Source organism: Geofilum sp. OHC36d9 (assembly GCF_052400685.1).
In the GTDB taxonomy this organism is placed as follows: Bacteria; Bacteroidota; Bacteroidia; order Bacteroidales; family Marinilabiliaceae; genus CAZHHH01.
In genome coordinates this window covers 59,301-82,723 of sequence record NZ_JBQTGJ010000001.1, presented here as the reverse complement: position 1 = coordinate 82,723, position 23,423 = coordinate 59,301, and the positions used below count along the sequence as shown (strand labels likewise).

The 23,423-nt window shown below is 38.9% G+C and carries 15 protein-coding genes and 1 tRNA gene; 8 read left to right on the top strand and 8 right to left on the bottom strand.

From position 1 onward, the window contains the following. Positions 1–46 precede the first annotated feature (46 nt). A complete protein-coding gene (locus tag ACT3CD_RS00350; protein WP_444641834.1) occupies positions 47–868 on the top strand; it encodes a hypothetical protein in 822 nt (273 codons plus the stop codon). A gap of 63 nt (positions 869–931) precedes the next feature. On the opposite strand, the gene ACT3CD_RS00345 is transcribed toward ACT3CD_RS00350, so the two are convergent. Next, a complete protein-coding gene (locus ACT3CD_RS00345; RefSeq protein ID WP_444641832.1) occupies positions 932–1,372 on the bottom strand; it encodes a hypothetical protein in 441 nt (146 codons plus the stop codon). 535 nt (positions 1,373–1,907) lie between these two features. On the opposite strand from ACT3CD_RS00345, the gene ACT3CD_RS00340 reads away from it, so the two are divergent. From ACT3CD_RS00340 to ACT3CD_RS00330, 3 genes are all read left to right on the top strand, one after another. Next, the gene (locus tag ACT3CD_RS00340; RefSeq protein ID WP_444641830.1) at positions 1,908–3,146 is read left to right on the top strand and encodes a right-handed parallel beta-helix repeat-containing protein; all 1,239 of its coding nucleotides are present in this window, start codon (positions 1,908–1,910) and stop codon (positions 3,144–3,146) included. Positions 3,147–3,316: 170 nt separating this feature from the next. Continuing rightward, a complete protein-coding gene (locus ACT3CD_RS00335) occupies positions 3,317–6,208 on the top strand; it encodes a TonB-dependent receptor domain-containing protein (RefSeq protein WP_444641828.1) in 2,892 nt (963 codons plus the stop codon). Positions 6,209–6,574: 366 nt separating this feature from the next. Next, positions 6,575–8,050 (top strand): catalase, encoded by a 1,476-nt coding sequence (locus ACT3CD_RS00330; RefSeq protein ID WP_444641826.1) that lies wholly within the window; start codon positions 6,575–6,577, stop codon positions 8,048–8,050. A 127-nt stretch (positions 8,051–8,177) separates the two neighbouring features. Here ACT3CD_RS00330 and ACT3CD_RS00325 read toward each other — a convergent pair whose 3' ends face one another. Together ACT3CD_RS00325 and ACT3CD_RS00320 are read right to left on the bottom strand one after the other, a co-directional pair. Next, positions 8,178–8,768: a hypothetical protein gene (locus ACT3CD_RS00325; RefSeq protein ID WP_444641824.1), complete on the bottom strand. Its 591-nt coding sequence runs from the start codon at positions 8,766–8,768 to the stop codon at positions 8,178–8,180. A gap of 195 nt (positions 8,769–8,963) precedes the next feature. Next, a complete protein-coding gene (locus ACT3CD_RS00320) occupies positions 8,964–11,222 on the bottom strand; it encodes an inorganic phosphate transporter (protein WP_444641823.1) in 2,259 nt (752 codons plus the stop codon). A gap of 231 nt (positions 11,223–11,453) precedes the next feature. Here ACT3CD_RS00320 and ACT3CD_RS00315 point away from each other — a divergent pair, with 231 nt between their 5' ends. The 3 genes from ACT3CD_RS00315 to ACT3CD_RS00305 all read left to right on the top strand — a co-directional run bounded on the left by ACT3CD_RS00315 (position 11,454) and on the right by ACT3CD_RS00305 (position 14,018). After that, complete coding sequence (locus tag ACT3CD_RS00315) at positions 11,454–12,491, top strand: sensor histidine kinase (RefSeq protein WP_444641821.1); 1,038 nt, start codon at positions 11,454–11,456, stop codon at positions 12,489–12,491. Positions 12,492–12,510: 19 nt separating this feature from the next. Beyond that, positions 12,511–13,212 (top strand): response regulator transcription factor, encoded by a 702-nt coding sequence (locus ACT3CD_RS00310; protein WP_444641819.1) that lies wholly within the window; start codon positions 12,511–12,513, stop codon positions 13,210–13,212. Between the two features lie 374 nt (positions 13,213–13,586). Further along, the gene (locus ACT3CD_RS00305) at positions 13,587–14,018 is read left to right on the top strand and encodes an SPOR domain-containing protein (protein ID WP_444641817.1); all 432 of its coding nucleotides are present in this window, start codon (positions 13,587–13,589) and stop codon (positions 14,016–14,018) included. 284 nt (positions 14,019–14,302) lie between these two features. Here ACT3CD_RS00305 and ACT3CD_RS00300 read toward each other — a convergent pair whose 3' ends face one another. Beyond that, a complete protein-coding gene (locus ACT3CD_RS00300) occupies positions 14,303–14,929 on the bottom strand; it encodes an HAD family hydrolase (RefSeq protein ID WP_444641816.1) in 627 nt (208 codons plus the stop codon). 83 nt (positions 14,930–15,012) lie between these two features. Here ACT3CD_RS00300 and ACT3CD_RS00295 point away from each other — a divergent pair. Further along, positions 15,013–15,087 (top strand) — tRNA-Ile (locus ACT3CD_RS00295). Positions 15,088–15,507: 420 nt separating this feature from the next. Here the strand turns inward: ACT3CD_RS00295 and ACT3CD_RS00290 are convergent. From ACT3CD_RS00290 to ACT3CD_RS00275, 4 genes are all read right to left on the bottom strand, one after another. Further along, a complete protein-coding gene (locus ACT3CD_RS00290) occupies positions 15,508–17,454 on the bottom strand; it encodes a glycoside hydrolase family 97 catalytic domain-containing protein (protein ID WP_444641814.1) in 1,947 nt (648 codons plus the stop codon). Positions 17,455–18,318: 864 nt separating this feature from the next. Continuing rightward, positions 18,319–20,556 (bottom strand): cytochrome c biogenesis protein CcsA, encoded by a 2,238-nt coding sequence (gene ccsA / locus ACT3CD_RS00285; RefSeq protein ID WP_444641812.1) that lies wholly within the window; start codon positions 20,554–20,556, stop codon positions 18,319–18,321. A gap of 57 nt (positions 20,557–20,613) precedes the next feature. After that, entirely contained in the window at positions 20,614–22,227 is a 1,614-nt protein-coding gene (locus tag ACT3CD_RS00280) for a di-heme oxidoredictase family protein (RefSeq protein WP_444641810.1), read from the bottom strand. Next, a complete protein-coding gene (locus ACT3CD_RS00275; RefSeq protein WP_444641808.1) occupies positions 22,228–23,409 on the bottom strand; it encodes an imelysin family protein in 1,182 nt (393 codons plus the stop codon). Positions 23,410–23,423: the final 14 nt, after the last annotated feature.

The following is a 23,423-nucleotide window of genomic DNA, read 5'->3' as shown; positions in this document are numbered from 1 at the left end:
CACCCCCCGAAGGAATCTGAATTAAGCATTTTAAAAAGAAATTAGATTGAAATATAAACCAAGCCCTACTGACATGGATACTAAACCCTTTTATCAATTTGACATCGGCGATTTGGACCTGAATAATGAAAAAATCACAGCCATTTATTGTGCTACTGAAGATTACTTACTGTATGAGGTTAAAAAAAACGGTGTCGTTAACAGGATCGTCCGGAACTCCATTGATGACAATGTTAAAAATATTTCAAAACTAAATCCTTTAATCATTAGGTTTGAGGATTACATGTCATCCAAACGTAAGCGACGCAAGTATGCACAAAAACTAGCCACAGCAATAGCCAATTGTCTGGATAATAACGTTAAGCAGGCTGAGTTACTCCTTAATTCAGTTATTGTTACCCTTGAAAATGAAAAGATCACGAAAAATAAAATTGTTTATCTGTTGAGCTGTGTCGCCATCGTCATGATGAATATTGTGATATGTTGCACAATTCATAGTCTTGATCTTTTAAATAATAAACTGGCAAGTTTATTCCTGCTTGCGACATTTGGGAGCTTTGGCGGATTAATTTCGGTATCATTAAAGATCAACAAACTCGATTTCGAATTATTCTACAACCAGTACCTTCAGATATGGATTGCCATCTCCCGCATTTCCATAGCCATGATCTCCAGTCTGATAGTTTATGTACTTATTAAATCCAACCTGGTATTCGGATTTATAGAGGAAACCGGGAATATTTTTGTTCATTATTCAATCTCTGTGTTGGCTGGATTTAGCGAATATTACATTCCGGATCTTTTGGGATCAATAGCAAAAAAGAGTAATAACGAGCTTACCATTAAAAGCACGCTAAACGATCTGTAAAGTACTGTAACAATTAACGACCATTTATTTGGTTGTCAAATTCAATTTTGAGGTTCCTTCAAATCAAAAAATGCCTTTAATTTTGATATAGAAAAAAGTATAAATAACCGACCATATTATCTGTGCAGTAAGCAAATACAAATAATTTAAAATAGTCTTTTTATAATATTTTGTAACTAAAAATGTTCCAACTGGGATGGATAACAATACAGGTGTCAAAAAAACAATGCCATGCAACCCGTATTTGGTTTTTAATCGGACCAAACGCCTGTTACTTTTTGTAAATTTTTTTCTGGGTTTCCTTTTTAACTTTTTGGGCCAAAAAGCTATATAGAGTTTTATTAATCCTTTTGATAACAGGCCCGAGGCAACAATACCAAATACTCCTCCTATATTTGTGTAAAGAATGGTTTGAGTAAACGACATTTTAAAACCATAGACAGCTACCGGGAACGTAGCGGCAAATTTCCAGGTACTGGATAATATCACGATTAACTTGTCCATAAGATGTTACTGCTTAAGTTCAAATTTGGAGCATCCACAGTTCGAAAAATGTGAATATACCGTCGCAAATAGCAACTTTAAGAGCATGTGTAACTTAGAGTCAGGACTTTAACATACTCAACATAGCCTTCGTCTAAGCGCCGTAATACGAATCACATCACTTATATGCAAAGATATACATTATCCCGTAAGTCGTGCTTGCCCGAACAGTTCTGTGGCAGATAAGAAAGCTTAATTTTCGAGGCTTTCATACAGTAATAGCAAAAGCACGAAAACGCCAGTGCGTTATGAGAAGTGTTCATATTCAAGGTGCACGTAACTCGGAAATTATGAGTTTACTGGTGTAAATGTTTATTTTGAGATAAGCGATCAAAAAAAGTGTTTTTTTTGTCGACAACAAATTCCAATGTTAATTCATTGTTAATCACCCTTCTGTTTTGTTAATACACACTTAAAGCTCCCTTAAAGTTCAGGCAATTCTATTCCTCTTTTTTTGTGATGTTTAAAACAAACAAATAAACCAAAAATTGAAGAGATGAAAAATCAATTAAAATTCTTAAGCTTTTTATTAGCTGTTGGCGTGGTTTTTTCTTTTACCGCATGCGATGAGGATAATAACAATACTGACGATCCTGGTCAAGCAAGCGGAAATTTAGTCGTGACTGAGAATATTACTGAAAATACAACCTGGACCAAAGATCATGTTTACGAATTGGGTGGACGTATTACGGTAGTCGACCAGGCAACTCTTACCATTGAACCTGGAACGGTTATTAAAGGTCAATCCGGTACCGGTGCTAATGCGACGGCTTTATTAGTAGCCCGAGGTGGCAAATTGATGGCTGAAGGAACTGCGGCTGCTCCTATTATTTTTACCGCTGTTAATGATGAGATTACACCTGAAGATGTTGCAGCAGGTGATTTTGGTAGTCCAAACCTCGATCCCGATGTTAATGGTCTTTGGGGTGGTGTTATTATTCTTGGTAAATCGCGTATTTCTGCTTCCAATGAAGATAATACGGCAGATGCCAGTGAGTTGCAAGTGGAAGGTATTCCAACTTCTGATCCCAACGGTTTATATGGTGGTAGTGTTTTAGATGATAACTCAGGTGTTCTGAGGTATGTCTCCATTCGGCATGGTGGCACAAACATCGGTTCCGGGAACGAAATTAATGGTCTTACCTTAGGTGGTGTTGGCTCAGGTACTACGATCGATCATATTGAAATAGTGTCAAACCAGGACGATGGCGTTGAATGGTTTGGTGGTACTGTCAACGTGACTAACCTGTTGGTTTGGAATGTGGGTGATGATGGTATCGACGCTGATATGTCTTATACCGGTACAATCAGCAACTTCCTTGTGCTGTCACCTGCCGGTCACAACTTCGAATTGGATGGTCCTGAAGGAACTGCTGATTATGGTGCTTTTACCATTAAAAATGGGGTGGTTGTCGCCAGCGACGATGACTACGAGCGTGTATCTGAAGATCTTATCAATACGGATGATAACACCAGTGTTACATTCGAAAATGTATTTATTACCGGCATTAAAGAAGGTCAGCAAATTAATCGTGTAATTTTTGAAGCAGGCGTTACTTCTTTTACTGGTGTTGTTTTGGATGTAGATGCCGCTGCTTTAGCTGACTATGTTAACGGTGACGTCCCCACTGGTGTTACTGCTGCTTCAGCCCCTGCTAAAGCGTCTGATATCGATTTGTCGGTCTTTAATGGTTGGACATGGGCCAGTGAAGCTGGTAAAATCCCCGCTCTGTAATGTAAAACGTTAGGCCCCGGGCCTGTCATGAGTATTTGGAACAGGCTTGCATCAGCTGAGAATATTGCAAGCCTGTTCTTTTGATTTTTTTAGAACGACTGTTTTTTGATGGTAGGTCGGTCTTCCGCGAAAGCGAACACACAAACACACAGCAACAAATATTTTAGCTAATGAGACACATTGGAATTGTTATTTTACTTCTTTTATCTACTATAGTATATTCACAAAAAGGCACCATACGCGCTACTGTTTACGACGATAATACTGGTGAAACGTTAGTGGGAGTCAGTGTCGTGATTAAAGGGACCTATACCGGTACTTCAACCGATCTGGATGGACATTTTATCCTTCCTGTGGATGCAGGAACCTATGATCTTCAGGTTTCTTTCATTTCTTTCGATCCTGTTATTATTAACGATGTAGTGGTAACAGCCGGTCAGGAAACCATTCTTAAAGATATAAGAATGGGCGCCAGTACCATTCAGTTACAGGATGTGATGATTACAGCCCGCGCTTTGCGTAACACCGAAGCAGCCATCCAAACCATTAAAAGAAATTCTACGGCCATGGTAGATGGGATCTCGGCCTCTAAAATGGACTTCATTGGCGATGCCACAGCTGTTGAAGCCGCCAAACGCGTTACAGGGGTGACCATTGAAGGCGGTAAATATATTTATGTGCGCGGTTTGGGCGACCGTTATTCTAAAACAACTCTTAACGGAATGGAAATTCCCGGGCTCGATCCCGATCGAAACAGCCTCCAGATGGATATTTTTCCAACGAATCTCATCGAAAATATGGTGGTGAGTAAAAATTTTACAGCCGATATGCCGGCTGATTTTACCGGTGGACTCATTAATGTCGAAACCAAAGATTTTCCCGAAACAAAAGTCTTTGATGTCTCTGTTAGCATGGCCTACAACCCTGATATGCATTTTAACTCTGATTATTTGACCTATGACGGTGGCAAATTCGATTTTTTGGGGTTCGATGATGGCTCCAGAGCGCTGCCTTCGTTGGCACGAAATGACAAAATACCTGTCCCTTATAGTGGATATTCAACTCAGGAGGTCACGAATTTTATAAAGAGTTTTAGTAATCAGTTGGGTGCTCAAAATAAAACCAGTTTCATGGATTACAGTGCCGGCATTTCTATGGGAAATCAATGGAATGTTGGTTCGCGGGGAGATGGTAAAATGAGTTACATTTTCTCGTTGTCGTACAAATCGGATACAAAATTTTATGATGACATGCATTATGGTGAGTATCAGAAAAATTTAAATCCTGATGTTTACGAGATGCGATATGCAACGGTTCAAAATGGAATGTTGGGCGAAAAGAATGTGTTGGTAGGTGCTTTAGCTGGATTGGCCTATAAAAATAATTATAACACTCTACGCTTAACGGCTATGCGTTTACAAAACGGCGAGAGCAGGGCGGCGCGTCTTAATATTCTGAATAGTGCCGAAGCAGTTGGGCAATCGGGGTACGAAGCTGAATCTGATAACCTCGAATACAATCAGCGATCACTGACCAATGTATTAGTAAATGGAACGCATAACATAAATGACTCTGGTTGGGATTTGGATTGGCGTATCTCTCCCACTTTTTCGACCTCTGACGATCCTGACATTCGTAAAACTGCCTTTACATTAAATTCGAATGGCACTAAAAGTTTCAGTGCCGGTGCTGGCGGAAATCCCTCCCGTATCTGGCGCGAATTGACAGAAATTAATCTGCCCGCGCGGTTTGATGTGACCAGGGCTTATAAGTACAATGGGAAAGATGCCAGATTGAAGTTTGGTGTGAGCCATATCTATAAAAAGCGCGATTACGAAATTTTATTTTTCGATATTCAGTTTGCCTATACGCAGGTGTGGGATATTAATACTGAAATTTCTTCTGTATTGGATGATGTGAATTTGTTTCCCAACCGGCCAAATGGCATTTATTATCAATCGGGAAATAATACGCCGAATCCCAATCAATACACTTCCAATATTAATAATAGCGGTTTTTATTTGTCCAACGAGTTTTATCCGCTCACCAGGTTAAAAACAATTGTAGGGCTGCGCGCTGAAAATTTTGTGCAACGACATACAGGCCGCGATCAGAGTTATGCCAGTGGTGACAAGGTGAGTGGTCGTAACCTTGACAATGATGAGGTGCTTAACTCTTTTGACCTGTTTCCGTCCGTTAACCTAATCTATGAGGTCAGGGATAATCAGAATTTGCGTGCTTCTTATGCACGTACAATTGCCCGCCCTTCGTTTAAGGAGCTTTCCTTCGCCCAGATTTTGGATCCTATCAGCAACAGTATTTTTAATGGTAGTTTGTTCCAGTATTCCGACTGGGACGGCAATCTGACTGAAACGTTGATAGATAATATGGATATACGCTGGGAATATTTTTTAGAGCAGGGACAAAATATCTCTGCCAGTGTTTTTTATAAGCAGTTTGATAATCCCATTGAAATGGTGCGAATACCCGAACAGCAAACCAGTACCGAGTATCAGCCACGTAACGTTGGCGACGCCGTTTTAATGGGTTTTGAATTTGAATTTAACCGCAGTTTGTCTGTTATAGCACCAGCATTACAGAAATTCAGCCTCAATGGTAATCTGACTTTGGTTAAATCGGAAGTAAATATGACAGATGCCGAGTACAACTCACGTAAAGCCTACGAAAAAAGCGGAGAAAATGTGAATTCGAAGCGCGACATGGCTGGCCAGTCACCTTATGTGATAAATGCAGGATTTATTTATGGTGACCGCGATAACGGTGTCGAGGCCGGGTTATTCTACAACGTTAAGGGTAAAACATTGTCGATTGTGGGTGCTGGATTGTTCCCCGATATCTACGTGGCTCCTTTTCATAGTGTGAACTTTAGTTTTAAAAAGAAACTGGGGTTAGAGAAAAATACAGGGATTGATTTTAAGATTTCTAATATTTTGGGTGAGAAATATGAGAGTTTTTATGATTCATATAATGCAAGTACACAAGTGTATAAGAGTTATAGCCCCGGTCGGTCATTCAGCATTGGTCTGAGTCATAGTTTTTAACCACCGGTTTATATCGCGCCGCGCGAAGATTCAGGCGCTTGTCTTTAAATAGTGTTTGTCTATAAAGTCAACTTCTGCGTTATGCTTGTCATAGAAACAGTCATTTACGAAAAGTAAACGCCTTGATTTTTATGACTTCGCCAGCCTTGGGTTTGAACTTTATATTTTAAACACTTAGTTTATGGACAGACTTTAAATAGTGCCTGCAAGAAAACTCAAATGCTTGATAAGAGAGGTTGTTGTGTAAGAAGGTATCTGCCAAAGCAGAGCCTTCTTTTTGTTTGGGGGCATAATCTCTTGCAATAAATTGTTTTTTTTACTTTAAAATACTAAATTGATTCCTTCAATTCCCTAAAAATCATTACTATGAAAGAAGAAAAGAAAAATTTATCTACGGCATCCGGTAGGCCGTACTACGAGAATGAGGACAGCATGACTGTTGGGCCACAGGGGCCTGTTTTGCTGCAGGATTATCATCTTCATGAAAAACTGGCTCATTTCAATCGTGAACGTATTCCTGAACGGGTTGTGCATGCCAAAGGTTCTGGCGCTTTTGGTGTATTCAAAGTCACCAAAGATATTTCTAAATATACCAAAGCTTGTTTATTTAGTAAGGTGGGCAACGAATGTCGTGTTTTTGTTCGTTTTTCAACTGTTGGAGGTGAAAAAGGAAGTGCTGATACAGAGCGTGATCCGCGAGGTTTTGCCGTTAAGTTTTATACACGCGAGGGGAATTGGGACTTGGTCGGAAATAATACACCGGTATTTTTTATTAAAGATGCCAAGAAGTTTCCCGATTTTATTCATACGCAGAAGCGTGATCCGCAAACCAATTTGAAAAGTCCAAATATGCTGTGGGATTACTGGAGTCTTAACCCTGAAAGTCTGCATCAGGTGTTAATACTTTTTAGTGATCGCGGCACGCCCGATGGCTTTCGTCACATGAATGGTTATGGTAGTCATGCTTTTTCGTTTATCAACGACAAAAATGAGCGCATTTGGGTGAAGTTTCACTTTAAGACGATGCAGGGTAATAAAACTCTTAATCTTGAACAAGCCAATGAGCTGAAAGGTAAAGATCCTGATTATGCCCAACGCGACCTTGTTAATGCTATTAAAAAAGGCGACTTTCCTAAATGGAAATTGCATATTCAGCTGATGACAAACAGTCAGGCTCAAAAATTTCCATGGAATCCTTTCGATGTGACAAAAGTATGGCCTCATTCTGACTATCCGCTTATGGAGGTTGGGATCATGGAATTAAATGAAATTCCGGCCAATTATTTTGCCGATGTTGAGCAGGCCGCTTTTGCCCCCTCCAACCAAATTCCGGGTATTGGCATGTCTCCCGATAAAATGTTGCAAGGTCGTATTCTGGCCTATCCCGATGCGCATCGTTATCGCCTGGGCACCAACTATGAGCAGATTCCTGTTAACCGGCCTGTCTGTCCGGTACATAATCACCAGCGCGATGGATCGATGAGTGTGATGGGAAACGGCGGTAGTGAGCCCAACTATTTTCCTAATAGTTATGACGATATTGAAGCCGATGTGAAGTTTAAAGAACCCGGATTGCCTATTGATTCTACAGTTGCCGACGTCTATGACCGTAACGAAAACGACGACGATCATTATACCCAACCGGGATTGTTGTTCAGTAAAGTAATGACCGACAAGGAACGCGCCAATACGGTAACCAATATTGTTGATTCAATGGCCGGGATCTCTGGCCCGAAACGCGATAAAATTATTCAGCGTCAGCTTGACCATTTTTATAAAGCCGATAAGGAATTGGCCAATTTAGTGGCTAATGGGCTGAATTTTAAATTCAAACCATCTTAGCCTTTAAGGTATATCGCTTTATACAGATGTTTAAAAAAAGCAGAGGTTGCAAAACCTCTGCTTTTTTTAATTAGTCCCTGCCCGGAATGTCATGAGTCGGACTTCTCGTGCAGGTTCTGATTATTTTTTATCCCATGCCTTTGAGCTTTTGAATTTCTTTATGGTGTTGAATTACCAATTGCTCTTGTCTTTTACGAGTTTCCTGACGGTAATCTTCAAATTCCTGTTTCAATTGTTCCTGATCTTTTTTTATTTTTTTGGCGGCCATATTTCCTTTTTGAAACAATAGTGCTGCAGCAGCAGCTACGACCAACAAGCCGATAAAAATAAATCCTGCGATGGAGAGGAAAGCCACTTTACTCATATTAATACCAAAAACAGTAAAAGAGTTTCTTTCTTTTATAGTTTGTTGTAACTCATCCTGAGTGTCCGTAAGTTTAGTGTTAATAGCTGCCAGGTCGGCATTTTTTTGAGCAATCAATTGATTTAATTCTTTTATCTTGTTGTATTTAGCGCTCAAAGTGTCGTTTGTGCTTTTCTTTAATTGCTCAAATAACGGATCGGGAACCATTGTGTAGTTCTGCCATCGCGAGCTTTTGGTTTTTACATACTCAAATTGAGCTTCAAGGCTTTCGCCCTCGAGTACTGGCTTTTGAGCCTCTACGCTGATAACCGTCATTATGGCGGCAATCAATAATGTAATTCTGCTTGTCTTCATCGTTAAATGTTTTACAATAGCCTGATACAATTTACGTGTCAAAAATCATTTCTTTAAAGAAAAGAAGTGTCACGTAATCCCCTCCTTTTTTCCCAAAAGGTTTGCTTTTAATCAACGATAAAGATAATCACTTTAGTATGTTTTAGGAAGTTTAATTAAGGTCGGTTTTAAAAATGATTTTTTTGATAGATACGTCTAGGGAGTTGGTCGGCGCGATTGTTTGTTGAACTCGCTGAGAGACTGAAACAAATTGAATGCGTATAGAAGTAAGTTATGCGTCTCACCCAGAATTTCCATATAAATTACATTGATGCGCGTTTTGCCCTCCCCCGTACGGATACGACGGATGTGTTCGATTCTTATTTGTTCGAGCATCACTTTTAATGTCGTTTGTTTTTGCTTAAGGTCCGTTATTTCATTAAATCGTTTATCTTTTTCCAGATGTACCTGATAATTGAAATAGGCGGTCATCTCATCTAAAATGTTTTGTAAGCTTTGCTTTTGGGCTTCTGTTAATCCTTTATGACGGTTTTCAACATGGTTGCAGATGGCCGGAACAAGCTGATGCAGGCTATTGGTTAATTCAGAGAGGTAGTCAAGAGCCTGAACAAACAAAAAGCTGCTGTCCTGTATTTCTTCGGGCAGTGTGGCTAAGTTGCGGAAAACTTCATTTTTAAAATCCTTGATCGACTCATGGAGTTGTATCGCCTTTACTCTGGCTTCACGAACTTGTTGTATGTCTTCGTGAATTAGCCCGTTAATGATCAGAAAGTATATTTTGGATATTTCCAGAATTGCCTTTCTTATACGCAGGTGGTCATCGGTTTGAAGCCGGTTTAGGCTGTTGCTTTTTTGTTGGTTATAACTGGCTAAAAGCGTTTCTTTTTTTTGTTGCTGATTTTTGTGATAGATGGTTGTTTTGTATAATACGAATACCATAAGTAAAAACATTACAATAGCAGCGATCCATCCGCCGGAGGCAATAATCAGCGTTAATATAAAGGTGCCACCCAGGGCTCCGATGGTCGTTACGAACCAGCCGCCCAAAATAGATAACACACCCGATAAGCGGTAAACTGCACTTTCGCGGCCCCATGCCTGATCGGCAAATGAGGTACCCATAACAACCATAAAAGCGACAAAGGTGGTTGACAGGGGATAGCGCAAATAGGTTCCAAAAGATATTAAAACACTGGCAATAACCAGATTAACAGCAGCCCTAACAGTGTCGAAATAAATGATTTCGGTAGAACTTTCGTCGGTGCTTTTTTTAGTGTAACGCGATGTTACTAAACGGCGTACGCTTTTAGGAGTTAATAATAAAACTTTTTCATAGGCAGATAAGAAATTGCGTACGAGTAACCGAGACAGCTGCGAGGGCTCAAAATGTTCTTTACCTGTGGATTGGCGTCCTAAATATATTTCTGTATCGGTAACAGTTCGTGATTTTTTGGAATAGAGAATTGTCAATACCATGACAATACCCGAAATAACATAAAATGCCAGGTATACGCCGTCATTAAATTTCTGATTTCGCAACCACTCATTATTCAAAAAATCCAGCGCGAACTGGTTTGGACTAGCTCCCGGTGTATTGAGGAAAGCCTTGTAACTTTCAATACCGGTTAGCGGTAATCCGGTAAAATTGACTAAATCATTGGCGGCAAACGATAAAGCCAATGCAAAAGTGCCAAAAAATACAACCAGTCGGGGGATGTCTAGCTTCATTAATACGCCTAATCCCCATAAAACCAGAAAAGAAATAATAAAGGAAATTAACAACCAACTGCCCAGACTGTTTAGCAGGATTTGGTTGTAATCGTAGTCGGAAAAAATACCACCAATCCCTTTTTTCATTATCAAAAAAATGAGAGAGGTAAACGATAAGGCCCCGGCTAAGGCGAATAAGAAATGGTATTTGTTGCGATATTCGAACGAGAAAATTAGTCGTGTAATGAATTGAACCAAACTACCGGTGATAAAGGCCAAAATAATAGACAGTAAAATGCCGGCAAAAATAAGAAATATGCGGCCCGTATTAATGTAGCCGGAATAGTTGCCGGTTTCACCTCGGAGTATATAAATGGCCAGCGAGCCGCCTATCAGAGACGTAATTATGGTAATGGTGGTTGAAGTGGGAAATCCGATGGTATTATAGGCATCCCATATCAAGACACTTACGATACCGGCTGACAAAAAAATGGTAAGCAATTCGTGCAGATAAAATTTTTCGGGATGAATAACGCCACTACGGGCTACTTCCATCATTCCACCGGAGAAAAATGTGCCTATAATAAGTCCGGCTCCTGCAATCCACATGATGGTTTTTCGTGAAGCAATCTTTGAACCAAATGCTGAGTTAAGAAAATTAACCGCATCGTTGGCTATACCAGTAACCAACTGAAAAATGACCAATATTGCCAATATAATGACTGCTGTCGTGATAAAAATCATGGGAATAGTTATTAAGCATGGACAAAAATAGTGTATCCCCGCCTCCCAAAAAATGGGTATACATTAATTTTTTGTTAGGTTTTATCAGATGAATGTAGCAAATTTATCGTTGAAATCATTAATTTTCAGAACTTCAGATGACTTTACAATTATTTAACATTGCGGGCATCGCTCGATGGGGCGCGGCGGTATTATTTTTCAGTTAATTTTGAACATTATAATGATTCTTATATGAAGTCTATTGCGCCACAGCGAATTGCGGGATACATCACCATTTCTTTTTTGGTGATGACGCTTGTCTTTTTTTTCGTTAATACTTTTCTTGGTCTTAGCCTGGTCATCTCCCTGTTAATATCTATCCCCTTATTCACAGCCACGGTTTATTATCTGGTCAATTATTTTATTAATGCTTATATCTATGCAAAGATTAAACCTATTTATCGTACCATCCGCAATTTTAAACCTTCCTTAAAAGAGGTTTCGGCCTACGCCAATGATGATATCTTTACGGAGGTAAATCAGGAAGTGGGCGAATGGATGAAAGGTCAAATTCAGGAAATCCAGCAGTTGCGTCAATTGGAACAATATAGGAAAGAGTATCTGGGCAATGTTTCGCACGAGCTTAAAACGCCTATTTTTAACATACAGGGTTATATTCTTACGCTTTTGGATGGAGGCATGGAAGATCCGAAAATTAATCAGCTATACCTACAGCGCACCGAGAAGAGTATCGATCGTATGATATCTATTATCAGTGATTTGGAAGCCATTTCCAAACTGGAATCGGGTGAACTGGAGATGCAGTACGAACATTTTTTTCTGTATAATTTAATTGAAGATGTTTTTGATTTACAGGAGATAAGAGCTAAGCAACGTAATATAAAGCTTCGTTTTGGGCGTTCGTGCGACCGGGCCACGCTTGTTAATGCAGATAAGACGCGTATCTTTCAGGTGCTGAGTAATCTGGTGGTCAATTCCATTAATTATGGAACCACTGGTGGAACCACTACAGTGAGTTTTTATGATATGGATAAAGTGGTTCTCATACAGGTACGTGATACCGGCATCGGAATTCCCAATGCCGAGCTTCCCCGCATCTTCGAACGTTTTTACCGTGTGGATAAAAGTCGTTCGCGTGAGCAGGGCGGAACAGGTTTGGGGCTGGCTATTGTTAAGCATATTATTGAGGCGCACAAGCAAACTATAAACGTTAATAGCACTGTCGGAAAAGGCACTTCGTTTACTTTTACCCTCGAGAAGGTTAATTAACTTAAACACAGACTTATTTATGAGCGAGATTGTAAAACAAAAAATTCTCTTAGTAGACGATGAACCTGATATTTTGGAATTTTTGAGTTATAACCTTAAAAAGGAAGGTTTTCTGGTTCAAACGGCTTCCAATGGTAAAGATGCCATTAAAATGGCCATCGAGTTTTTGCCCCATCTGATTATATTGGACGTGATGATGCCCGGTATGGACGGTATTGAAACCTGCGAAGAGATAAAAAAGCAGCCGTTATTAAAGCATTCGCTGGTGGCATTTTTAACCGCGCGGGGTGAGGATTATTCGCAAATAGCTGGTTTTGAGGCGGGTGCTGATGATTATATTGCCAAGCCTATTAAACCTAAAGTGCTGGTATCAAGAGCCAGGGCTTTACTTAAACGTTTTAATGCGGTGGCTGAATTTGCCTCACATGTCGACAGTCATCTGGTATCAATAGGCGATCTGGTGATCGATAAAGAGCGTTATGTGGTAACAACAGCAGGGGTAGAATTGTCGTTACCAAAAAAGGAGTTTGAATTGTTGCTTTTGTTAGCCTCGAAACCTGATAAGGTATTTACACGTGACGAAATATACAGTTCCGTGTGGGGGGATACCATCATTGTGGGTGACAGAACCATTGATGTGCATATACGCAAGTTGCGTGAAAAAATTGGACAGGAGCATATTCGTACTATAAAAGGCGTCGGTTACAAGTATGTGGACTGATTATCTGTTTGTTGCGAAGCTTGGGGTATGTTGGTTTATTATGGTAAATGGCTGTTTGGAAAGCTTGAGCAGCGAATAAAAACGGTGCTTTTTCTGATTCCTTGCGAGGCTATCAAACATTAATAAATAATTTTTATTATGGTTGTGTAATTAGGTACAAAGCTTTAATGCAGGATTCTATCGTTGACCAAAAAAAAATATTTTTTATTAGTTGATTGTTTTTTTTGCTAAATCTGTTTACAAAAAGAAACACTTGGTGTATATTGCATTTATTTTCATTTTTGTATGTTTGCTTAAAACCTTAAAAATGTGTTTGGTGAAGATTTCAGCATACTGCTGATATCTACCCTCATTATAAACCAAAATGTTGCCTAATGAAGAATGTTTTACTTTTTGCGTTGGTGCTGGCCATAGGGTTGGTGGCATGTAATAAGAAAAAGAAAGCAGACCCGACGCCGGAGCCTGTGCCTGTTCAGGAAGTTATAGAACCCGTTAAGCCTGATACTATATTCGAAGAAGCGGTTCCCGAGGTGGTTGAAACTGTTGTTCAGGAACCGGTGAAACCGAATAAATATTTTCTTATTGGTGGTAGTTTTGTTGAGTATGCCAATGCCGAAAAATACCGTCAGGAAATGCTTAATCAGGGATTTGCTTCAGAAATTATTGAACGTCCTGAAGGTCCTAATGGTGAGTTTTATAAAGTGTCGTATATGGGCTTTAGTAGTTGGAACAAAGCACTTGAAGTCCTTAACAGCGAAAGAACATCTGTGGGGCGTGACAGTGTTTGGTTGCTGGTGCGCAGATAAAGTTTTTAAATAGTGAAAGGGGGGCTTCAATGAAGTTCCCCTTTTTTTGTCATATTTAGTGCTAGCCTAAAAACTCTTTTTTCTACGTTGTTGATATACATGCCCTAAATTCAGAGCCTGTAATATTTTTAGAATTGGAGGTTAATGTTTATAAATGAGTGCTATAAGGCAAGCATGGTGCCTGATATGATGATTTGTTCATAATGTATTTTGTATGTGTCCATAGCGCAGAAGTTGACGTTTATAGACAAACTCCATTTATGACTTATTGATCCAATTTTTAATTACGTTATAAGGTGTTTCATCAGCTCAGTTATATCCGTTCCATTATTAACTTGTAATGTTTGAAAATGCAGTTGTCTTGCCATTGTGATATTTGTTTGCAGGTCGTCAACAAATAGTGTTTCAGTGGGTTGTATGCCACTGTCGTCAATAACTGTGGTAAAAGCTTTTGCTTGTGGTTTTCGGCAGCCGATGAGGTGCGAGTAGTACATTTTCTCAAATAGCTGCGATAAGTTTTCATATCCGGGGGCCATTTTTTCAAATTTTTCAGCATGTAAAGCATTTGTATTGCTTAGTACAAACAGACGAAAGCGCCCGGACAATTTTTCGATGAGGTTTATTCTTTTTTCAGGTATTGTTACGAGCATGGCATTCCATGCTTCTATTAGCAAATCAGGCTTAACCCCGGTGCCTGATAATTCGCTGAGACGATTTATAAACTGAGACGAATTAATGGTACCTGTTTCGTATTGGTGAAAGACGCTCATTTCCATAATTTTGAACGGCTCAGTATCGGGAGGCAGATTTAGAGTTCGTTTAAGGGCATTAATTGTGCTGTTTATGTCAATATCTACAATGACGCCTCCTAAATCGAAGACAATGTTATTAAACTCTGGTTTTTTGGCCATTTTCTTATGGTATTTTGTTTTGATAATTCACTTTTCTTTGTATTTTTGCAATCGCTAAAAATAAGAAATATTTATTTTTAACAGGGCCTATAGCTCAGTTGGTTAGTAGCACCTGACTCATAATCAGGGGGTCGCTGGTTCAAGCCCAGCTGGGCCCACATTTTAAAAAGAAGCATTTATGGATTAAATTCATAAATGCTTCTTTTTTTAATACCGTTGTTTTGACAAACTCCCAACAATGCGTTTCTAAGAATCGTGATAAAATAAATGCCTCCATCCAATCCCTATTGACGTATAGGTGCGACAAAAACACAGTATTTCCCTCACTACAGACAGAACAGCGTAAAGTACGTAAAAACAGTCCGCTTATTTCAGAAGGTTATTTTTATGTAGACACTAATCGCTGTAAAGAAACAAATTTGATAAATGCCTGCCTATAAAGTCAAACGTTTAAGATAAAAAATTCAAACACAAGACTTTCGCAACTAAAAAAAGTATTTACTAATATAAATAACCATTTCCTGGATAACAAAAAGCGAAAGCTGAACTTCTCTAACAAGCACTTATTACATTAATTTTTAGAAGTTTGTTGTCAAAATAACACCCCCATTAGGTTGTATAACCAATTTAACCGAACCTGACTTTTTAATTTTCTGTTCCTTTTGAAAAGGAGTTAAATCCAGGTTATCACCATAATAAGCAATAGTTTTTCCTGCTAACATAGGAAGTGTAACATCAATAGACAATGCTTCATTTTCTGCATTTACACCAACAACAAACCATTTGTCTTGATGACGACGTGCGACAACAACATATTTACCGGGATATCCATCAATAAAAACTGTTTCATCCCAAATGGTTGGAACTTTTTTCATAAAATCGATCTCAAACGATGGAACATCAGTTAAATTATTAGGAGCAATAGCAAACATTTGGACCGGTGATTGATATAAAATAGAAGTTGCCAGCTGAAAAACATCTGAGGTACGGCGTATCGTTCCCCCATCGTTGTTTCGATTATGGCGCTTATTTAATAATACCGGACCGAATTCCATGCTGCCTACCGCATTTCGAATAAAAGGATGTAAGCAAGCGTTATAAGCTTCCATTTCGTTGGCATGTTGAGTGAATATAAGATTCTCTGACGCCAATACAGCCTCACTTCCTACGTAATTCGGATACATTCGTTCCCATCCCCTGGGCAACGTACACCCATGAAATATTACCATCAAACCATAATCATTGGCATCAGAGAGTATCTCTTCATACAGCTTCATAGTCTCTTGCTTATCACCACCAAAAAAGTCAACCTTCAAGCCTTTAACGCCCATTTCCTGGAGCCATTTCATTTCTTTTTTTCTTACAATGACATTGTCCATCCTGTGTTTAGGCCCTTGAGGTGCATCATTCCAAGATCCATTTGAATTATACCATAAAAAAACATCAACACCTTTTGATTGCGCATACTTAAACAACTCTGGCATTCTATCATATCCAACTTGAGTATCCCATAAGGCATCCATGAGAATATACTCGTAACCCAATTCAGCAGCTAAGTTGATGTATATAATCTGATCATCGTAATTCATACTCCGATCCTGCCACATAATCCAACTCCACGTAGAGCGACCATATTGATATTCATAAGATGGTTCGAATAAAGGCTCAACCAAATCAAATGGAATAGTTGTTTCAACAATTGGTTTAAGATTATTGCCAACAGTAATGGTACGCCACGGAGTTGAACCAGGGAGTGACAAAACAGCTGTTGCACTTCCAAAGCCATTATTTTCACCAACTTGAGGAAAAGCTATGGAATAGATTCCATCATTTGTGCCGTCGCTTAGATGTGATGCACAATATTTACTACTCACGCCAGTCTCTGAAATAAGTATCCATCCTTGATCACCAACATGAAAAAGAGAAGGAAAAGTATATCCCTGGCCATATTTCGATGGTGTGTTGATTACTTCATCTGCCACATATTCTTCCTCATAACTTGGTTTCGTATGTTTCCAACCTATACCAGCAGTGGCTTGTGGCGACAAAAACGTTGTGGTGTGCTGCGGTAAGTTAAACCCTGTGATTTCTTTTTCAACAATACAAGCGGCAGTCTCTCCATATTGGGGTAAGCTATATTTAAAACCGACATCATTATTGCTAACTCTAAAAATAACCTCAAACTGCTTATTCTCCTTATTAGTGAGGGCTACCTTTAATTCGTTAGCCTCATAAACAATATGCGATTGTTTAATTTTGTCCTGATTATACTCCTTTTCAACGGAATTTCTTTCAATCGATTGGAGAGTCAACCCCTTACTGAAGTCACCTACATTTGTAATTAAACCAAGAGGTGAATCTTCAAGCATCAAATTCTGATCATATTTTACAGTATAACAACAACTACCCGCAATTGTCTTAATCGTTAAAACTAGTCTTCCATCTGGACTACAAATCGATTGCTCTTGTGCCACTGCTAATGTGGTAATTATAAACAAATAACAAATTAATAGTTTTCGTTTCATCTGATTACATGTCATTTTCATTACTGTTTTTTTATTTGTATTTAATTTCAAACTAACAACCGGGTTAATATCGGCCAATTGAGCTCTACTGCTGAATCATGCTTACTTTCTAAATGGTCATTTACCACATCCAACTCACAGTTTGACTTATATCGACTAAAGATAAAACTTTTGTGAAATATAAACGGCTTGATTTGTTGGCATAAAAAATTGGCGTTGGGCGGGAAGGGAGCGCAGGACTGTATCACGGGTTTTATTCAATTAGTCTCTAAACTGAAACTTATTTTCCAGCTAATACCAAATTTAAACAAACAGAATCCTTAATATGAGCCACAAAACTGTTGAGATATAGGAAGTTTTATTTTGTCCTCTTTTGCCACTGCTACAAATAATCTATCAGCTTCTTCCTTACTCTCAGCACAAATATAGAATGAAAAACATTTTGCCACATTATAATTTTGTTGATTGACATCAATAATATCGGCTCACATTAATCTAATAGGCAGTCCAATATGCATAATATGATCATATTACTGGTCAATGTTTTTACAAATGAGCATAGTGCTTTCCCTTCAGTTTTAATAATACTTATGCCTTTATCTACTATTTTCCGGCATCTTTATTTGCACGTGTATTTATCAGCATTGCAGGCGGATCATCCCTTGCTACTATCATATTATTATTCAATACTTTATCGATTTTTCGGACTTCACACGTAGCTTTAAATATTACTTTTTACTTTTTGCGTAATGCCAAGCATTGAAGCTCATTTTTTTCAGCTTTTCCTGAGCTCTTACACATTTTTCTTGGTTGACTATAATTATTGACCTGTTTACAACAGATTTCCTATGGATAGAAAAGTTTTTATCCAGCATAACTATGCATTCCGCCAAGTATAAAGTTGACGCCGAAATAGGTAAATAACACCGAGAAAAACGCTATAACCATAAATATATGATAAAACATTGGTTGTTGAAAGCGTTTTAATGAGAGCGTATGTAACGGAAAGGAATAAATTAACAAGGTAATTAATGCCCATACTTCCTTCGGGTCCCACCCCCAGTATCGCCCCCATGAAACGTTTGCCCATACCGCACCGATAAATGTTCCTATTGCCAAAAGGAAAACCGCAGGATAAAGAATCAACTGACTAATAATTTGTAGCCGTTGAATTGGGTTGCCATTATTGCTGCCCGAAAGTCTAAGGACAATCCCCGCAACACCGTTAAACATCATAAAAGCAAACAGCAGATACGATACCATAATGGTCATTACATGTATGCTTAAGAGCGGAGACGATAACACCGGTATTAAATGAGTTATTTGCGGATTACTGCGTCCCATCATCGATACCATAAGAGCTAAACCTCCTAACAATAAACCAAAAGTCAAAACCATTCGGAATTTCTTTTGCACGAATATCGACGCCAACAACGATGCCCACGCCAAAAGCTGCATTGTTTCGTATCCGTTCGATGCCGGAAAGTGCTGACTAGCTATACCCCGCAATGTGATAAAAATTGTGAGATAAATGAAACTAATTAGTATAACTGAATTGAATATCACAATTATCCGTTTCGAAGCAGATTTAGCAATTATTAAGCAGCGAATAAAATAAACAAAACCAAATATGCCAATGAAAACTAGAAACATTGCCAAATATTTAGTATAATCCATTTTGTTATAAATATTTTCGGATATATACACTGTGTCTGACGGCAATAAATCCCCTGCTTCTTTAGTCTGATATTCTTTAAGTTTATGAACCAATGCAATTAAATTTTCGAAATCCTTTTTCATTACCATTTCCCGGATATAGTCCATCGAACGCCGAATGAAAATATAGCGAGTTTCGTCCATTTCTTGAGGCAATTGACTATTGGTAGCATACCAATTTAATGATTGAGCCGAAGTTGCATAAGGAAATATTTTGGTTAGTTCGCCAGCATATAACATACTGATGATATTGAATTTCTCATCAGCTTCTTTAACCCCTTTTTGATCGGCAATTATTTTACCCTCATACATTTTGAGTAATTCAGACTCCAATTTATAGTCATTCTCATTATTGATAAAATCATCGAACGACGCATATTTCCCATCAACACTTAAAATGCTCCTGACTTCCTTGCTGCGAATTTTGATGAAATCCTGTTTCTTCCAACTTGAATAATAAAACAACCAACCGGTAAAAACTTGCTCTGAGGTATAATCTTTAAACGATGATCTTCCATACAATTTCAATGTGAAATCATTAGCTAATGCTTGAAGCGGACAAATTCTACCATTATAATAAACGTACAAATTACAAAATTCAGCCGCTACACTTTCAGGCAATACTTTGGGTTTAGAAGGCCTGATTGCAGCTTGAACACCGTCTGAACAAAATAGGAACAATGCAACAAGTGTAGCATTTTTCAGTAGAGGATGCTTTAGAAGTTGACAAAAACGGCTCTCTTTTCCGAAGAAAAACAGAATATATGATAGCAATAACATTACATATCCACCATAAGTAACAGCAATACCAACAGGGTCGTGTGAAACCGACAAATGTGTTCCTTTACCATCATTATCGTACCCCGACTGATAAAAACGATAACCTTTATAAGACACGATATTATTCATCGACACTTTTTCAGAAAACTTCTTGCTATTGGTTTCGGCTATGGTAATTTCACTTTCAAAATCTTGAGGCGTTTGAGTCCCCGGATAGTAAATGACATTAAAACTATTCAACTCGATTGAAAAAGGAAGCTGGTGTTTGTTGCCATTCTTTTCAATATATCCAGTACTTGATTTTCCCTGACGGAGGTGTAAACTACCGCTTTTACCACTAATCCATGTAATAAAGGCGCCCAAAAGAATAAAAAGAAAGGCAATATGAAGAAAGAAAACAATTGGGTTACGTTGTAATTTCATTTTGAATAAATAAGCCAACGCGAATATTACCAAAATTGTCCAAAATACAACAAACCATGTGGAACCGTAAATTTGATTACTTACAAAAGAAGTACCTTTAAATTGTTCTATAATTGTTGCTGTTGCCAGTATAACAACCATAATTGCCAAAAGACCAAAACTGATTACTTTTAATTTCTTCATAAAAACATAAAAAGAGGAAAAAGTAGAAACTACTCATCCCTCTTAATTATTGGTATATTAAATTGCATTAATAAACGCCACAACAGCATCACGTTCTTCCGAGCTTAACTCTCTGAAATTTTCAATAGCCCAACGTGCATCGCTTTTAGGATTTCCGTGCCACATAATGGCTTCAATTACATTACGAGCACGACAGTCGTGCAATCGGTCGGCTGCACCTGTACAAATTTGACTTAAACCACGTCCCCAAAGCGGCGTGGTACGACACCAACCTGTACGGATATTGTTTTCCATATACAAACGGTGTTGAACTAAATCGCTATACGGCCAGATGGTTTGATTCGGGTAACGTGGTAAACGGGTATCGCCTCTAGAATAAAACAAATTCGGGTCATAAACATTATCGTCGCCCGTAGTCCATGATGGACGGTGACACGAAGAACAACCTATTTCAGTAAACAATTGTTTTCCCAATTGAACCTCTTCATCATCTAAATCACGGGCTGCCGGAACAGCCAACCCACGATGCCAAACCATAAAATCGGAATAGTCGTCATCGGCTAATTCAACTGGTAATGAGTCTGACATCAGATAATTATAAATATCAGTTTTTACATCACCGGTTACATAATATTCAGGAAAATAGCTATAAAATTTTGCCTGAACATTGGGATCCTGAGATGCCTTGACTGCATACGTTTTGGTCATATAATGGTAACGGCGATTGTTACGTGTAAGGTTGAAAATATTCCAAATGGCATTTGCACCCGGACCATCTTGAAGCGGGCCACGAGTTAAACCATATGTGAAACGGTAAGGATGTTGTTCGCCATCACCTTGTCTGGTGTTTTTATATTGTTTGACCCACTCACCATCGGCAAAGAAAGCGGGGTTCAACTTAGCGTGGGCCGATTCCTTAACATATTGAGCTTTTAACGAATCGTCAGGAATAGCATCCAATAAACCTGAGCCATAAATACCAATAGTTGATTCTAACCGCACTCGAATGTCTGAATGAGCAACGGTATAAGTTACGTTGTCTTTGGTCACTTCAAGCGGCACATAAAAAGCCTCTTCGGGAATTGTCACTTCGGGATAAATCAAATCGTAAGTTTCACCATCTGGGAAAGCGTTTCCCCATTCATCGTTGTACGAAAGCCAGCTAATTGTGATTAATGATTCATCGACCGGTGGCGAAAATGGCTCAATAGCTTGCGTCTGTGGCATTCCTGTCAACGAGCTCAGATAAGTATCAGTATTATCCGTAATTACCAACAAATAACCATTCCCCGTTACGTTTGAGTCGTATTCGGTTTGACGTTTACCATGGCCATAGCCGGGATGACAAGCAATACAACTGGTGCGCAGCCATAGTGGACCTAATCCGCCCATAGGACTTTCGTTTGGGTCTGTTGTTACAAAAATACCTTCGAAAAATCCTTCTCCCGATTTAAATGCAGCTTCAAGCCCTGAGTTTTCGATCGCATGTGATGGTTGTTCGTAAGCACTTGACGAAATATTGAAAGTAGTTCCAAGTTGTCCTCCTGTATACCATTCAGCAGAGAGTTCTGTTGAATCCTTATCTCCATCATCAATAATATCATCGTCACTGCATGATGTCAGTAAAGAGAAGATGACACTAAAGAAAAACAAACATCTAAATTTTAACATTTATTCTTGTATTAAAGTGATGGCCTCTTCCAGTTTGTCCATAACAGCATTACAGGCTGCTTTAGCCGATGAAGAAGCTGATTCGGTTAAATAATTGCGGAAAGGAGCCGGCATACTTTCAATTTCGATGATGGCAGTTGCAATAGCAGTTTGAATAGCGTTGTCGAGCGTTTCATCAAGCGATTTTACATAAGCACTAACTGAAGCATCAACAGCAGTACTAGATGTATTGCCTAAATAAACATATTGAACACTGCGCATATTATTGGCAAAATCGTCGATTGAATTCCAACTGTACCAAGATTCCACATCTAACACATCCCCACTACTTACTGGGTCGGTAATTTTAGTGTTCCCGACTTCGTCAGAAATATCGGCAGCTCCCTGTAAAATTTGTACATAGGCTGCAATTTGAGTTTTGTACAATACATTTCCAGATTCTCCAGCAGTTTCCATTGCTTCACCGTAATCCATTGAAGGTTCTAATTCTGCATCGGTCAAAATGGTTTGTTTTACAGGGCCAATATTATCAATCCCTGCCCAACTGGCTTCCAAACGGATACATTGGTTACGCAAATCCTCGGCAACAGCAGCACAGTAAATCAATTCGGTTTGGCTTAGTGCTTCATAAGTATTGCCATCGCTGTCGGTACCGCCATCTACATCACGTGGGGCTCCATCACGGAAAAGCATATACTCAACAGCGTGGAATCCTAAAAGTCCGTAACCAAGAGTTGAAAAACCATCGAAATTACAACCTTCTTCATCCATATTGCTGATTAATGTTTCGTTGTTAAGCGCAAGGTCTAACTGGCTTTTATCTAAGGGCCATGAGTCAATGTGTGGGTCAATATTGTAATCGGAAGCTGCTCCATAAAGGAACGCTTCGCTTTGTTCCCAATATTTACGAGCTGCAATCCACGCCGCGCAAGCTGCATCAATATTGTCTTGTGTAAGGCTACTTTTTAATGTGAAGCATGCATCATATAGGATTACAGATTCGTCTGCCAGGTTTTTATAAGTGCTCACAATAACGTTGTTGACACATCGTGAAATCACTTCGGTTTTATCAACATCTAAGCCTTCGTCAGTGATACCATCATCATCATCGTCACAAGACGAAAATCCAAGCATTACTGCTCCAACGATAAAAAAATAGAAAAGTAGATTTAGTTTTTTCATTATTGTTATTTTTG

Coding starts and splice junctions, on each gene's coding strand:
- ACT3CD_RS00320 (WP_444641823.1), bottom strand. CDS start 11,222: ATGATTTTTATCACGACAGCAGTCATTATATTGGCAATATTGGTCATT.
- ACT3CD_RS00345 (WP_444641832.1), bottom strand. CDS start 1,372: ATGGACAAGTTAATCGTGATATTATCCAGTACCTGGAAATTTGCCGCT.
- ACT3CD_RS00300 (WP_444641816.1), bottom strand. CDS start 14,929: ATGGCCAAAAAACCAGAGTTTAATAACATTGTCTTCGATTTAGGAGGC.
- ACT3CD_RS00290 (WP_444641814.1), bottom strand. CDS start 17,454: ATGAAACGAAAACTATTAATTTGTTATTTGTTTATAATTACCACATTA.
- ACT3CD_RS00275 (WP_444641808.1), bottom strand. CDS start 23,409: ATGAAAAAACTAAATCTACTTTTCTATTTTTTTATCGTTGGAGCAGTA.
- ACT3CD_RS00315 (WP_444641821.1), top strand. CDS start 11,454: ATGAAGTCTATTGCGCCACAGCGAATTGCGGGATACATCACCATTTCT.
- ACT3CD_RS00330 (WP_444641826.1), top strand. CDS start 6,575: ATGAAAGAAGAAAAGAAAAATTTATCTACGGCATCCGGTAGGCCGTAC.
- ccsA (WP_444641812.1), bottom strand. CDS start 20,556: ATGAAGAAATTAAAAGTAATCAGTTTTGGTCTTTTGGCAATTATGGTT.
- ACT3CD_RS00335 (WP_444641828.1), top strand. CDS start 3,317: ATGAGACACATTGGAATTGTTATTTTACTTCTTTTATCTACTATAGTA.
- ACT3CD_RS00310 (WP_444641819.1), top strand. CDS start 12,511: ATGAGCGAGATTGTAAAACAAAAAATTCTCTTAGTAGACGATGAACCT.
- ACT3CD_RS00280 (WP_444641810.1), bottom strand. CDS start 22,227: ATGTTAAAATTTAGATGTTTGTTTTTCTTTAGTGTCATCTTCTCTTTA.
- ACT3CD_RS00340 (WP_444641830.1), top strand. CDS start 1,908: ATGAAAAATCAATTAAAATTCTTAAGCTTTTTATTAGCTGTTGGCGTG.
- ACT3CD_RS00325 (WP_444641824.1), bottom strand. CDS start 8,768: ATGAAGACAAGCAGAATTACATTATTGATTGCCGCCATAATGACGGTT.
- ACT3CD_RS00305 (WP_444641817.1), top strand. CDS start 13,587: ATGAAGAATGTTTTACTTTTTGCGTTGGTGCTGGCCATAGGGTTGGTG.